This window comes from Actinomycetospora sp. NBRC 106378 (genome assembly GCF_030269685.1).
In the GTDB taxonomy this organism is placed as follows: Bacteria; Actinomycetota; Actinomycetes; order Mycobacteriales; family Pseudonocardiaceae; genus Actinomycetospora.
Genome location: NZ_BSTT01000007.1, coordinates 244520 through 257840, shown reverse-complemented (window position 1 = coordinate 257840; position 13321 = coordinate 244520). Strand labels below are relative to the sequence as shown.

The window sequence follows — 13321 nt, the reverse complement described above, 5'->3', positions numbered from 1 at the left end:
GCGGTCAGTGCTCGTGGTCGTGCTTCTCGACCGCCCCGGGCGGCGGGGCCTGCTCGCCGAGCCGCTCGCGGGCCTCGGCGACGACGTCGGCGGTGTTCAGGCGAATGCGCTCGGCGCCGGTCTCGGCCGCCCGCGAGACCTTCAGTCCGAGCGTGGTGACCGCCACCGCGGACTGGTGCACCGCCCGCCCGCCGGACAACTTCTTCACGCCCTCGACGACGGCGACACCGGCCACCCCGGTCGCCACCGCCCCGGCCGCCCTGGCCGCCAGCGCACCCCACGCCACCATCCGCCGACTCCTCCGCTCCGTGCTGGACGTCCCGTGATCGACGGCCGACGCTAGCCCACCGTCACCGCGATTCCGCAGGTCGGGATCGAGATCCCGACCCACGGGTGACCCTTGTCGGTCATGATTGTCGGTGTCATTGGACCACGTCGGTGACCGGGACGTGCCGCCGATCGGGGGGCGGATGACCCCGATCGGATGGCATCGGTCACGATCACGACGTGGAACCGGACACCGAGCACGGGACCTCAGTCGGCACGGGCACCGTCGTCACCCTCGACGACGGGGCGGTCCCCGACGTCGTCGGCGACCGCTTCGAGGTGGGGGCACGCCTCGGCCGCGGCGCCACCGCGACGGTCTACCGGGCACAGGACCGCCTCCTGCAGCGCGAGGTCGCGGTGAAGCTGTTCGCACCCGGCGTCGGGACCCTCGAGTCCGCCTCGGTCCGCCGGGAACTGCAGGCCGCGGCGCAGGTGACCCACCCCGGCGTGCTCGAGGTGTTCGACGTCGGCGAGGCCGGCGACCGCGTGTTCCTCGTGACGCGGCTGGTCATCGGCGGTTCGCTCGCCGACACCCTGGAGCAGGGCCCGCTGCCGGCCGAGGTGGTCGTCGGGCTCGCGGGGGAGCTGCTCGCCGCCCTCGCCCACGTGCACGCCCTCGGCATCGTCCACCGCGACGTCAAGCCCGCGAACATCCTGCTCGACCCGGTCGACCCCGACCTGGACGACGACGGGCCCGCCCGGGTGCACCCGGTCCTGGCCGACTTCGGGGTCGCGGCGATGGCGACGGCCACGACGGTGCACGGGCAGGTGACCGGCACCGCCGCGTACCTCGCGCCCGAGCAGGTCCGCGGCGACGAGGTCTCCTCGCCCGCCGACGTGTACGCCCTCGGCCTCGTGCTGCTCGAGTGCCTGACCGGGCGCCGGGAGTTCCCGGGTGGGCCGGTCGAGTCGTCGGTCGCCCGGCTGCACCGCGACCCGGTCGTTCCCCCGGAGCTCCCCGACGACCTCCGCGCCCTGCTCGCGGCCATGACCGCCGCCGCCCCGGTCGACCGCCCCACGGCCGAGACCGCCCGGACCCGGCTCCGGGCGCTCGCCCCCGCCCTGGGCCTGGACGGCGAGACGCTCGCCGTGCCCGCCGCGGCCCTGACCGAGGGCCTCCCGGCGCGCTCGCCGATCGTGATCGCCCCCGCCCCCGACGGCCCCGCCCTCCGTGGCAGGAAAGCGTCGTTGCCGTCATCCAGTGGCAGCAACGACGCTTTCCTGCCACCGGGGTCGGTGCCCGCCCGCGCCGCCGTGGTCCCGCTCGCGCCGGTCGCTCCGGTCGCTCCGGTCGCTCCGGTCGCTCCGGTCGTCCCGGTCGCTCCGGTCGCTCCGGCCGCCGCGGCGGTGGTCGCCACCGAGCCGGCCACCGGACCGGTCGCGACGCCGGGTCGCTCCGGCTCGCTGCGTCGCGGCCTGCTCGGCGCGGCGGCGGTGCTCGTGCTGGCCGGGGGCGTCGTGGGCGGCGTGGTGCTCACCGGCGCGTCGTCGCCCCTCACCGACCCGGCGCAGCCGGTCCCGGCCGCCCCCGTCCTGGCGGCACCGGTCGGACCGGTGGCGCCCCCGCCGGCCGCCCCGGCACCGGGCACCGAGCCCGTGGTGTCCGGCGCCTCCGCTCCGGCCGCCCCGGTGCCGGGGGGCGCTGATCCGGACCCCGGCGACGACCCCGACGCGCCCGACGGTGCTGCCGCTCCGGTGGTGCCCGCCCCGGTGCCCGGTGCGCCGCCGGCGCCCGCTCCGCCCGCGGCCTGCCGCAGCGTCGTCTCCTCGCTGGCCGGGGCAGGCGCGACGGCGAAGATCGTGTTCACCAACCGCGGCGACGTCCCGTGCACCCTGCGCGGGTTCCCGGCGGTGCGGTTCGTCGCCGGCGGGAAGGCCGTCGGGAAGGCGGCGAGCCGGGCAGGCGCGACGGGTCCGACGCTGACGCTGGCCGCGAACGGCTCCGTGGCCGCGACCTTGCGGATCGTGCCGGTGACGGAGTTCGACGCGAAGAACTGCAAGGCCGTCGACGTCACCGGGCTCCGGGTGCGTGCCCCGGGGACGACGACGGCGGCAACCCTGCCCCGCGCGGGCAAGGCCTGCTCGGGCACCGTCGCGACGCCGCAGCTCACGGTGACGACGGTGGGCGCGCCCTAACCGTCGAGCACGCGCCGCCCGCATTCCACCGCGTGCGCGAGGCGCAGTGTGGTGGCGAGCCACAGCAGCAGGTCGTGCAGACGCAGCTGCGTCGGCCGGGCATCGTCCACGACCTCGGCCAGGGCGCTTCCCAGGTCGGCGAACGCGTCCGCGTTGGCCCGCAGCTCCCGCTGCACGACGGCCTCGACGCCGCTGTCGCCCTCCTCGACGTGGGGCAGGAGTGCCCGCCGGGTGGTGGTGGTCAGGTGGGGCACCAGCGCGGGGTGGCGGTGGTGGAGCGCGGCGAGGACGTGCGCCCCGTGCGGCGCGGCCTCGTCGGAGAGCCGCCGCAGCAGCGCTCCGATCGTGCCCGGCTCGTCGAGCACGGAGAACTCGCTCGCCGGCAGATCCCAGAACGGGCGGCCCGCCGCGCGCTCGCACATCCGGTCCACGAGCGGGGCGACCCGCAGCAGCGTGTCGTGCACGTCGTGCCAGCCCGTGCGGTCGAGCCGGCCGTGGAGCCCCTCGGCGATCAGCACGTCGGCGTCCGGGCCCGTGCTCGCCGGGTGCGCGTCGAAGCGGCCCCAGCCGTACGCCGGGACCTCCACCCAGCGGCCCTCCGGCAGGCCGGGCGAGCGGAACCGCAGCCAGCGGCGTCCCCGGGCGTACCCGACGACCGCCGCCAGCGCACGCTCCGGCGCCACCGCCTCCGGGCCGACGCCCGGCAGGCGGAGGGCGACCCCGGTCCGACCCGCTCCGCTCGTCATCGCCGTCGATGGTGCCGGACGTACGGCGTGCGCGGTGGCTCCCCGGTCGTGTCCGAGACGACGATTCACATCGCGGGCGCGGAAGGGGCCGGCGAGCAGCAGAAGCCGACCGACCAGCTCAGGGGTGTCGCTCGGTCCGTCGGGTCCGTGCTCGGCGTCGCGGCCTGACCTGTCAGGACGTGCACCCGGACGAACCGGTCCTGCACGATGCCTTCGGTCCCGTCCTGCGGTTCACGTCCGATGCCGTGGCGACTCCCACCCGATCCGGGAGACTCCATGGCGTCCCGTACGTTCCCGTTCGCACCGCAGGCCCCGACCGTCGTCGTCGAACTCGTCGGCGACCTGGACCGACCGGCCCGCGAGCGCCTCGAGGCACTCCTCGACGCGCTCGCCCCGGTGCCCCAGGAGATCGTCGTCGACGTCTCCGGCGCCCGGTGCGACTCGTCGCTCGCGCTGGCCCGGCTGTGCCGTTTCCGCGCGGCCCGGCACGCCGGCGGCCTCGGCTGCCGGCTGCGCGGCCTCCACCCCGACGTGGCCCCGGGGTGGGAACACGTCCCGCTCGAGCAGGTCTTCGCGGTCTACGCCGACTCCCGGGGGCCGTTGGCGGGCTGAGCGGCGTCAGGTGACGTAGGGCGCCGCCGGCACCGGCACCGCTGTCACGGCGGACGCCCGGAGCCGGGCGGTGGCCGGCGTCGCGGACGGCGTCCACCGCCCGAGCACCCGCACCCACGTGTCGCGCGGGGGAGCGGGGACACCGTCGACCGCGACCAGGTAGCTGCGGGCGTCCGCCGCGCAGCAGCTGATCGCGGTCCTGGTCACGTACCAGCCCCCGTCGTCGGCGGGCGTCACGAACCCGACCAGGGCGACGTCGCGGTCGGCGAGCCCTCGACCGCCGTCGTACGCGGCGCGCACGGCGTAGTCCGGGACCGCCACGTCGGACCCGGGGGGCAGCGGGCCGGACGTCACCGCGGTGGCCGGGACGGTCGGACCCTGCCGGGCGGCGGCCCAGCTGCCCAGCGGGCTCGCCGGGACGAGGAGCACCAGCAGGACCGGCACCACGAGCAGCCACCCGACGGCGGGACGGTGGCCGCCGTCGGTCCCGCTCGCGCGGTCCGCCTCCCGCGCGGCCGCGACCGCCTCGGGCGTCGCCGCCAGCGGCCCGTGGGTGTGCAGGCGGGCCGCGCGCGACCCGTCGTCGGGATCGGGGCGACGCGCCCACCCGAACAGCCCCGCCGACCCCGCCACGAGGAGGAGCGCCGCGGTCGCGAGCAGCCACCAGCGGTGCGACGGTCGGACGTAGTCGAGGTAGCCGCCGGTGAGCGTCGAGACGGCCAGGACCAGCCCGACGACCACGAGCAGGCCCGCGCCGAGATCGCGCCTCACGAGGCTGCGCGACGCGGGTCGCGGGGGTCGCCGACACCGCACCGTGGTGGCGGGATCACAGCAGGGTCCCGACGACGAGCGTGGCCGCGATCGCGACCACGAAGGTCAGCGGCCCGAGTCGCTGTGCCACCGGCATGCCGAACGTCCCCGCCTGCATCGCGGCGAGCTTGACGTCGATCGCCGGACCGACGACGAGGAAGGCGAGCTTCGCGGTGTCGGAGAACGCGGTGAGGCTCGCGACGACGAAGGCGTCGGCCTCGGAGCACACCGCCAGCAGCACGGCGAGCAGGCCGAGCACGATCACGGAGAGCACCGGGACGCCCGCGACGGCTCCCACCCACGTCGGGGGCACCGCCACGTTCAGCGTCGCCGCGCACGCCGCCCCGACGACGAGGAAGCCGCCCGCGTGCAGCAGGTCGTGGGTGACGACGTCGAGCGCCCCGCCGTCGTGGTGGTGGGCCGCGCGACGGACCGGGAGGGGCCGCCCGAACCGGGACCACAGCCACCCGACGACGGTGGCGACGACCAGGGAGGCGACCGCGCGTGCCAGCACCATCCGCGGCTGACCGGGGAACGCGACCGCCGTGGCCACCAGCACCACGGGGTTCACCGCCGGCGACGAGAGCATGAAGGCCAGGGCGGCCGACGGGCGGACGCCCCGGTCGACCAGGCGGGCCGCCAGCGGCACCGACCCGCACTCGCAGCCCGGCAGCGCCGCGCCGGCGACCGCGGCCACCGGCACCGCGGCGATCGGGTCGGCCGGCACCACCGCACGCAGCGCCCGGTCGGGGACGAACGCCGTCACGAGAGCCCCGACGACCACGCCGAGTGCGAGGTAGGGGAGCGCCTGCAGGACGATCGCCACGAAGACGGTCGACCAGGTCTGCAGGGCCGGCGCCGCGCCGACGCCGATCGCGAACACCTCGGGGCCCGCCAGCACGAGCACCAGGGCCGCGAGGACCAGGAGCAGCCCGAGGGGCACCGGAGCCGAGGTGCGCACGGAGCGTGAGATCGGACTGCTCCTTCCGGGCGCGACGGCCCCGACAGCCTAGGACCGGCGTGGCGGGCCCGGCGCCCGGGCACCACCGGGGCGACACCCGACAGGCACCCGAGACGCATCCGGAGGACCACGCATGGCTCGCACCGTCGCCGACCAGATCATCGAGGTGCTGGTGCAGGCCGGCGTCCGGCGGATCTACGGGTTGGTGGGGGACAGCCTCAACCCGATCGTCGACGCCGTCCGCCGCTCCGGGGGCGCGGCGCAGGGCGGGATCGACTGGATCCACGTGCACAACGAGGAGGCCGGGGCCCTCGCCGCGGCCGCCGAGGCGCAGCTCACCGGCACCCTGGCGGTGTGCGCCGGCAGCTGCGGGCCCGGCAACACGCACCTGATCCAGGGTCTCTACGACGCGCACCGCTCCGGCGCCCCGGTCCTCGCGCTCGCCTCCCACATCCCGTCGACCCAGATCGGCACCACCTACTTCCAGGAGACCCACCCCGAGCGGCTCTTCCTCGAGGCCTCGAGCTGGTGCGAGCTGATCTCGCGGCCCGAGCAGCTGCCGCGCCTGCAGCGGATCGCCATGCAGACCGCGCTCGCCGACCGCGGGGTGGCGGTCATGGTGATCCCCGGCGACGTCACGGCGGAGGCGGCCGCCCACCCCACCGGCGCCGGCGACCTCGTCGCGCCGTCCTCGGTGGTGGTGCCCGCGCCCGACCGCGTCGAGGCGCTCGCCGAGCACGTGAACCGGGCGGGCCGGGTGACGCTGTTCGTCGGCGCCGGGGCGCGGGACGCGCGGGCCGAGGTCCTCGAGCTGGCAGGGCGGGTGAAGGCGCCGGTCGGGCACTCGCTCGGCGGCAAGGAGTGGATCCAGTACGACAACCCGTACGACGTCGGGATGAGTGGGCTGCTCGGCTACGGCGCCTGCTACGAGGCGTCCCACGAGGCCGACCTGCTGGTGCTCCTCGGGACCGACTTCCCGTACGACGGGTTCCTGCCGCAGGCCCGTACCGTCCAGGTCGACGCGGACGGGCGCCACCTCGGGCGGCGCACCGTGCTCGACCTCGGCGTCGAGGGCGACGTGGGGGAGACCCTGCGGATGCTCCTGCCGCTGGTCGCCGAGAAGACCGACCGGACCTTCCTCGACGAGATGCTGCGCCACCACGCCGACGCCCTCGAGCACGTCGTGGACGCCTACACCTCGAAGGTCTCCGAGCACACGCCGATCCACCCGGAGTACGTCGCCGACGTCCTCGACGACGAGCTCGCCGACGACGCGGTCGTCACGGTCGACACGGGCATGTGCAACGTGTGGGCCGCCCGCTACATCACCCCGACCGGACGGCGGCGCATCCTCGGGTCGTTCCGCCACGGCACGATGGCCAACGCGCTGCCGCATGCGATCGGCGCCGCGGTGTCGCACCCCGGACGCCAGGTCGTGTCGATGTCCGGCGACGGTGGGCTCACGATGCTGCTCGGGGAGCTGCTCACCGCGGCCGAGCACGACCTCGACCTCACCGTGGTCGCCTTCAACAACGGCGCGCTCGGCATGATCCGCCTCGAGATGATGGTGGCCGGGTTCCCGTCGTTCCAGACCGACCACGGCCCCGCCGACCTCGGCGGGATCGCCGCCGCGGCCGGCCTGCACGCGGTGACCGTGGAGCGGCCGACCGAGCTGCGCGCGGCCCTGCGCGCCGCGCTCGACCACCGGGGCCCCTCGCTGGTCGACGTGCGCACCGACCCCGACGCCCTGTCGATCCCGCCGCACATCACGGCCGAGCAGGTCCGCGGGTTCGCCCTCGCCGGCATGCGCACCGTGCTGTCCGGCGGCGTCGGCAAGATGGTCCAGCTCGCCCGGTCGAACCTGCGGTCGATCCCCCGGCACCCGTTGCGGTGATCGGGAGCGTGTCCCGGCGTGTCGACGTGCGACGCGCCGCGACACCCGATCGAGTGAGTCACAGATTTTCATCTCTGTTTCACAGGTGTTGACCTGCGGTGACGCCGTCCGGGTGCTCGAACGGTCAACAGTCCGTCGTCGGACGGTCGCGTGACCGTTAAAACTCCACTTCGTTGAGGCCCCCGACACAGTCCTCGTCCAGGCGGCCGCTCCCCCTTGAGCCGTTCGGACGCTGTCGGGAGGGACGACGATGCCCACTCACCGAGCGACCACCACGCGCTCGCGACCGACCGCCGAGCCCGCGCACCGCGCGGACGTGAAGCGGCGCAGCTTCCTCGGGCTCCTGGTCGCGGCGCCGGTGCTGGTCACCGCCGCCGAGATCGGTCGCCAGACGCTGTTCGACTCGGTGCCGGACGCGTCGGCCGTGGCCCTGCCCTCGGCCCCGCAGCCCGCCGAGCTCTACGACCTGCTCGACGTCATCCGGGACAGCGCGCGGCCGACCGCCAACCTCATCACCGTCAAGGTGAACAAGGACGGCACGGTCTCCTTCGCGATCCCACGGTCGGAGAACGGCCAGGGCATCATCACCTCGACGCAGATGATCATCGCCGAGGAGATGAACCTCGACCCCGACCAGGTCGTGGTCACCCTCGCCGACGCCCGGCCGGAGCTGGTGTTCAACCAGCTCACCGGCGGCTCCAGCACCACCTTCAGCACCTACACCCCGATCCGGGTCGCGGCGGCGCTGGCCCAGGGCCGTCTCCTCGGGGCGGCCGCCAACGAGCTCGACCAGGACGTCTCGGTCCTCACGAGCCGCCAGGGCCTCATCACCGGCCCGAACGGGAAGTCCCTGCCCTTCGGCGACCTCACCACGAAGGCGGCGGCCCCCGTCACCGAGGCCGCGAACGTGGTGCTCAAGGACCGCGAGAAGTTCACCGTCATCGGCAAGGCCCGGACCAAGTCCGACGCCCTGGCCATGGTGACGGGCAAGAAGAAGTTCACGACCGACCTGAAGATCCCGGACGCGCTGCCCACCGTCATCTGCCGCGCGCCCGACCTCAACGGGTTCCCCCGCTCGGTCGGCAACCTGGCAGCGATCCGGGCCATGCCCGGCGTCACCGACGTGGTCAAGGTCGGCACCGGCGTGGCCGTGCGGGCGAAGACCTACGGCCAGTGCATCGACGCCGTGAACGCCCTCGAGGTCACCTGGGCGGCCGGCACGGTGTCGGGGGAGGACGACGAGTCGGTCCTGCGCAAGCTCCGCCGCGGGGAGCTGCCGCTCGCCGCGCCGAAGGGGCTCGGGACGACCCTCGAGAGCGAGCACGTCTTCTACTTCCGCAGCAACTCCTCGCTCGAGACCAACTGCGCCATCGCCGACGTCCGCGCGAACAGCGCCACGATCTGGGGGCCGGCCAAGAGCCCCATCGCCGCGCAGAACGACATCGCGCGCAAGCTCGGGATCCCGCAGAACGCGGTCACCTTCCACGTCATGGAGGGCGGCGGCTCGTTCGGTCGCAAGCTCTTCTACGACGCTGCGCTCGAGGCCGCCGAGGTCTCGCAGGCCATGGGCAAGCCGGTGAAGCTCATGTGGACCCGCTCCGACGACTCGCGGCAGGGCCGGGTCCACCCGATGGCCACGACGCGCATCCGCGCGAACGTCACCGGCGACGCGGTGTCGAGCTTCGAGATCCGGCACACCAGCGTGGCGACCGAGGTCAATCCCGGCCTGTCCGAGGCGATCACGGCAACGGCGCAGAAGGTGCCCGGCGGGAACCTCACGGTCTCCGAGAGCATCTTCGTGACCACGCAGGTGACGCCCTACAACTTCGGTGTGTCGACGAACTTCCTCAGCGAGGTCGACATGCGCTTCAACACCAGCTCGATGCGCAACATCTACTCCCCGGACGTGGCGACGGCGCGTGAGCTGATGGTCGACCGGATCGCCGCACGGATGGGCAAGGACCCGTACGAGTTCCGGAGCGAGTTCACCAAGCTCGAGCGCTGGAAGAAGGTCGTCGACCGGGCCGCGAAGGAGGCGGACTGGGGGAAGTCGATGGCCGACGGCACCGCCCAGGGCATCGGCATGCACGTCGAGTACAAGGGCGTGGCCTGCGCGGTCGTCGAGCTCGACTGCCGCCCGGAGACGGTCAACCGCGAGATCCGTTCGGCCCGCACCGGCCCCCGCGTCACCAAGGTGACCTACGTCGTCGACGTCGGCCTCGTCATCAACCCGCGGGGCGTCCGCGCCCAGATGATGGGCGGGATCAACGACGCGCTGGCGATGACGCTGACCTCCAGCCTGCACCTCACCGACGGCCACTTCGTCGAGGCGAGCTGGGACAACTACTTCTACACCCGGCAGTGGAACACCCCGCCGGAGATGAACATCATCGTCGTCGACGACTCCGACGCGCCGGAACCCGGGGGAGTCGGCGAGTTCGGCGTCGCCGCGACGTGCGGCGCGATCGCCTGCGCCTACGTGCGGGCCACCGGGAAGACGCCGAGCTACTTCCCGCTGGACCACAAGGACCCGCTGCCCTTCACGCCCTACCCGACGTCCCCGCCCGTGCCGCCGTCGCCGGTCAACGGCCTCGAGACCACGTTCTGACGAGGAGACCCGCATGCCCAACCACACCTTCAAGCTCAACGGCGAGACGGTGGACGTCGAGGTCGAGGACGACGTCCGCCTCCTGTGGGTCATCCGCGACCTGCTCGGGGTCACCGGCCCCAAGTACGGCTGCGGCATCAACGTCTGCAAGGCGTGCACGAGCCACATCAACGGCAAGGCGTTCAACCCCTGCTCGGTGCCGGTCGGGGCGGTCAAGCCGACCGACGAGGTCACCACGATCGAGGGGCTCGCCGACACCGCGCCCGGCGGCGACCTGCACCCGATGCAGCAGGCGTGGATCGACAACGACGTCGCGCAGTGCGGCTACTGCCAGCCGGGCCAGATCATGGCCGCGGTCGCCAAGGTCCGGCAGTGCCGGGCGGAGGGCCGCGAGGTCGACGACGCCGCGATCGAGGAGCTGCGCAACATCTGTCGCTGCGGCACCTACAACCGCATCCGCGAGGCCATCAAGGCCGGCGCGGAGAAGATGTGACCCCGAGAGAACCAGGAGCACCCGTGTCCCTCCGCAAGCCGCTCGCCGCGCTCGGGCTCGCCGGCGCCACCCTCCCGCTGCTCGCGGGCGTGGCGCAGGCCGACGAGAGCCAGAGCCCCCTCCAGGCCGTGACCGCCGTGTCCGCGATCGGCTCGGACCTCCTGGCCCAGAGCCAGGACGCGTCGAACGTGGACGGCAACCGCCCCCAGGGTGCCGACGGCACCGAGACGAAGGTGCCGGACGCCGACTACCGGTACGCCGAGGGCCCGGCCGGCGGCCTGGTCAAGGACGGCCCGTTCGAATAGAGGTGCGCTTCGCGCAGGTGAGCACTAATCCGTGCTGGAGCACGGATTAGTGCTCACGAGCCTTCGGCACACTCCAGCCCCGCCGTCACGATCCCGTCGGCGTCGATGCCGTGCGCGGCGTAGGCGTCGGCGAGGTCGGACGACTGGCCGAAGGTCCGCACGCCCAGGTGCTTCGCCCGCACCCGGTGGACGCCCGCGAGGAACGCCAGCGTGTGCGGGTGCCCGTCGAGCACCGTGACGAGCGGCGCCGCGCGGTCCGCCGGGAGGGCCGCGTCCAGCACGGCCCGGTCGCCGGTGTCGAGGGCCCGGAAGAGCAGGTCCCCGCTGGTCACGACGACGACGTCGGCCGGGTGTCCGAGCGCGTCGAGCCGCTCGGCGGCCTCGCACGCCTGCGGGACGACGGCGCCCATCGCCGCGATCGTCACCTGCGGGCGCCGCTCGCTGCGCCGCAGCAGGTAGCCGCCGCCCACCACCTGGCGCCGGCGTCGCTCGCGGGCGGCCGCGTCGTCGGGCACCGCCGCGATCGACTGGTCGACCGGCCGGGTCGAGAGCCGCAGGTAGGTCGACGAGCCGTCGGGCCGGCCCAGGCGGCCGAGCCCGTCGAGCAGGCACCAGGTCACCTCGACGGCGAAGGCGGGCTCGAACGCGGTGCAGCCCGGCTGCTCCAGCCCGATCGACGGGGTGGTGATCGACTGGTGCGCCCCGCCCTCGGGCGCGAGCGACACCCCGGACGGGGTGCCGACGAGGATCGACTGGCCGCCCGCGTACATCCCGAACGCCCAGGGCTCGAGGGCGCGGGCGACGAACGGGTCGTAGAGCACCCCGATCGGCAGGAGCGGCTCGCCCCAGCGCGACCAGGTCGCCCCGAGCTCGCCGAGCAGCCCGACGAGGTTGGTCTCGGCGATCCCGAGCTCGATGTGCCGCCCGGTGGGCCGTTCCTTCCAGTGCAGGATCGTCTCGGCGTCGTCCTCGAACCAGTCGCGACGTTCGCGCGGCGACCACGACCCGACCTTGTTCAGCCAGCCGCCGAGGTTGGTCGAGCTCGCGACGTCGGGGGAGCAGGTCACCACGCGCCGGGCAGCGTCCGGGGCGGAGCGGGTGAGGTCGAGCAGCGCGCGGCCGAGGGCCTGCTGGGTGGTGCCCGTGCCGGTCGGGGTCCGCCCGACGTCGGTCGGTACCTCGGGCAGCTCCGCCGGCCCGTGGTCCTGGCTCGCGGGCCGGGAGCCGCGGCGCTCGGTCTCGTCGGGACGGGCGAGCCGGGTCGCCGTGTCCGCGCACAGGCGCGCGGCGGCCGAGTCGGGGGAGAGCGCCGCCCACGGCTCGTCGAGGTCGGTGCCGGCCCACGTGGCGAGCTCGCGCATCTGGTCCTCGGAGAGCAGCGAGGAGTGGTTCTGCGGGTGCCCCTGGGTGGCCAGGCCGTAGCCCTTGACGGTGTAGGCGAAGATCACCGTAGGGCGGGTGTCGTCGATGCGGCCGTAGGCGTCGAGCAGGGCGCCGAGGTCGTGTCCCCCGAGGTTGCGGATGGCGGCGTGGACCTCGTCGTCGTCGATCTCGCCGAGCAGCGAGCCGATCGCGGCCCCGTCGTCGGGATGGTCCTCCGACGACTGCGGCAGCCGCTCGCGCAGCTCCGCGGCGCTGCACCGCAGCAGGCGCTGGTACTCCGGGTTCGACATTGTGTCGATGCGGCGGCGCAGCGCCTCGCCGCCCTCCCGGGCGTAGAGGTCGGTGAGCAGACGGCCGTACTTGACGGTGATGACCTGCCACCCGGCTGCTTCGAACAGGCCCTGCAGACGGGTGACGGAGATGTCCGGGACGACGCGGTCGAGCGACTGGCGGTTGAAGTCGACGATCCAGGTGACCTCGCCGAGCTCGCGGACGATCGGGTCGAGGACGGCCTCCCAGACGGCGCCCTCGTCGAGCTCCGCGTCGCCGACCAGCGAGAACTGCCGGCCGGTGCCCGCCCGCGTGCCGAGTCCGTGGGCGTACCGGCGGGCGATGGCCCCCCAGATCGGGGCGGTGGCGCCGATGCCGACGGAGCCGGTGGAGTAGTCGACGGGGTCGGGGTCCTTCGAGCGCGACGGGTAGGACTGCAGCCCGCCCTGCTCCCGCAGCGTCGTCAGGTAGCGCGCGTCGAGGCGCCCCAGCAGGTGGTTGATCGCGTGCAGGACGGGCGAGGCGTGCGGCTTGACCGAGACGCGGTCCTCCGGGCGCAGGGCGCCGAACCACAGCGACGTCATGATCGAGACGATCGACGCCGACGACGCCTGGTGGCCCCCGACCTTCACCCCGCCCGTCGAGGACCGGACGCGGTTGGCGTGGTCGACGATCGCGGTGGAGAGCCAGAGCACGCGGCGCTCGACGTCCCGCAGCACGTCGAGGTCGGCGGACTCGTCGGCCGGTGCGGGCAGCGTCGTCGACACACTCCTCCT

11 protein-coding genes are annotated in these 13321 nt (G+C 74.2%); 6 read left to right on the top strand and 5 right to left on the bottom strand.

From position 1 onward, the window contains the following. Positions 1-4: 4 nt before the first annotated feature. Positions 5-289 (bottom strand): DUF1490 family protein, encoded by a 285-nt coding sequence (locus tag QSK00_RS17945; protein ID WP_285592517.1) that lies wholly within the window; start codon positions 287-289, stop codon positions 5-7. 218 nt (positions 290-507) lie between these two features. Between QSK00_RS17945 and QSK00_RS17940 the strand changes: the two genes are divergently transcribed. Then, positions 508-2463: a protein kinase domain-containing protein gene (locus QSK00_RS17940; RefSeq protein WP_285592516.1), complete on the top strand. Its 1956-nt coding sequence runs from the start codon at positions 508-510 to the stop codon at positions 2461-2463. Here QSK00_RS17940 and QSK00_RS17935 read toward each other — a convergent pair. After that, positions 2460-3209 carry a hypothetical protein gene (locus QSK00_RS17935; RefSeq protein WP_285592515.1) on the bottom strand — a complete coding sequence of 250 codons (750 nt, stop codon included), beginning with the start codon at positions 3207-3209 and terminating at the stop codon, positions 2460-2462. The two genes, QSK00_RS17940 and QSK00_RS17935, sit on opposite strands and share 4 nt — an antisense overlap. A 276-nt stretch (positions 3210-3485) precedes the next feature. Between QSK00_RS17935 and QSK00_RS17930 the strand changes: the two genes are divergently transcribed. Then, positions 3486-3821 carry an STAS domain-containing protein gene (locus QSK00_RS17930; protein ID WP_285592514.1) on the top strand — a complete coding sequence of 112 codons (336 nt, stop codon included), beginning with the start codon at positions 3486-3488 and terminating at the stop codon, positions 3819-3821. Between the two features lie 6 nt (positions 3822-3827). On the opposite strand, the gene QSK00_RS17925 is transcribed toward QSK00_RS17930, so the two are convergent. Continuing rightward, entirely contained in the window at positions 3828-4592 is a 765-nt protein-coding gene (locus tag QSK00_RS17925) for a TIGR03943 family putative permease subunit (protein ID WP_285592513.1), read from the bottom strand. 55 nt (positions 4593-4647) lie between these two features. Continuing rightward, positions 4648-5592, bottom strand: coding sequence for a permease (locus QSK00_RS17920; protein ID WP_502872047.1), 945 nt, complete (start codon positions 5590-5592; stop codon positions 4648-4650). 133 nt (positions 5593-5725) lie between these two features. Here QSK00_RS17920 and QSK00_RS17915 point away from each other — a divergent pair, with 133 nt between their 5' ends. From QSK00_RS17915 to QSK00_RS17900, 4 genes are all read left to right on the top strand, one after another. After that, positions 5726-7486: a pyruvate dehydrogenase gene (locus tag QSK00_RS17915; RefSeq protein ID WP_285592512.1), complete on the top strand. Its 1761-nt coding sequence runs from the start codon at positions 5726-5728 to the stop codon at positions 7484-7486. A 250-nt stretch (positions 7487-7736) separates the two neighbouring features. Further along, positions 7737-10094 carry a molybdopterin cofactor-binding domain-containing protein gene (locus QSK00_RS17910; protein ID WP_285592511.1) on the top strand — a complete coding sequence of 786 codons (2358 nt, stop codon included), beginning with the start codon at positions 7737-7739 and terminating at the stop codon, positions 10092-10094. A gap of 13 nt (positions 10095-10107) precedes the next feature. Next, positions 10108-10587: a (2Fe-2S)-binding protein gene (locus QSK00_RS17905; RefSeq protein ID WP_285592510.1), complete on the top strand. Its 480-nt coding sequence runs from the start codon at positions 10108-10110 to the stop codon at positions 10585-10587. Between the two features lie 23 nt (positions 10588-10610). Beyond that, positions 10611-10892, top strand: a complete 282-nt coding sequence (locus QSK00_RS17900; RefSeq protein ID WP_285592509.1) for a hypothetical protein — start codon at positions 10611-10613, stop codon at positions 10890-10892. A gap of 53 nt (positions 10893-10945) precedes the next feature. On the opposite strand, the gene QSK00_RS17895 is transcribed toward QSK00_RS17900, so the two are convergent. Next, positions 10946-13312 (bottom strand): transketolase-like TK C-terminal-containing protein, encoded by a 2367-nt coding sequence (locus QSK00_RS17895; RefSeq protein ID WP_285592508.1) that lies wholly within the window; start codon positions 13310-13312, stop codon positions 10946-10948. Between the last annotated feature and the right edge of the window lie 9 nt (positions 13313-13321).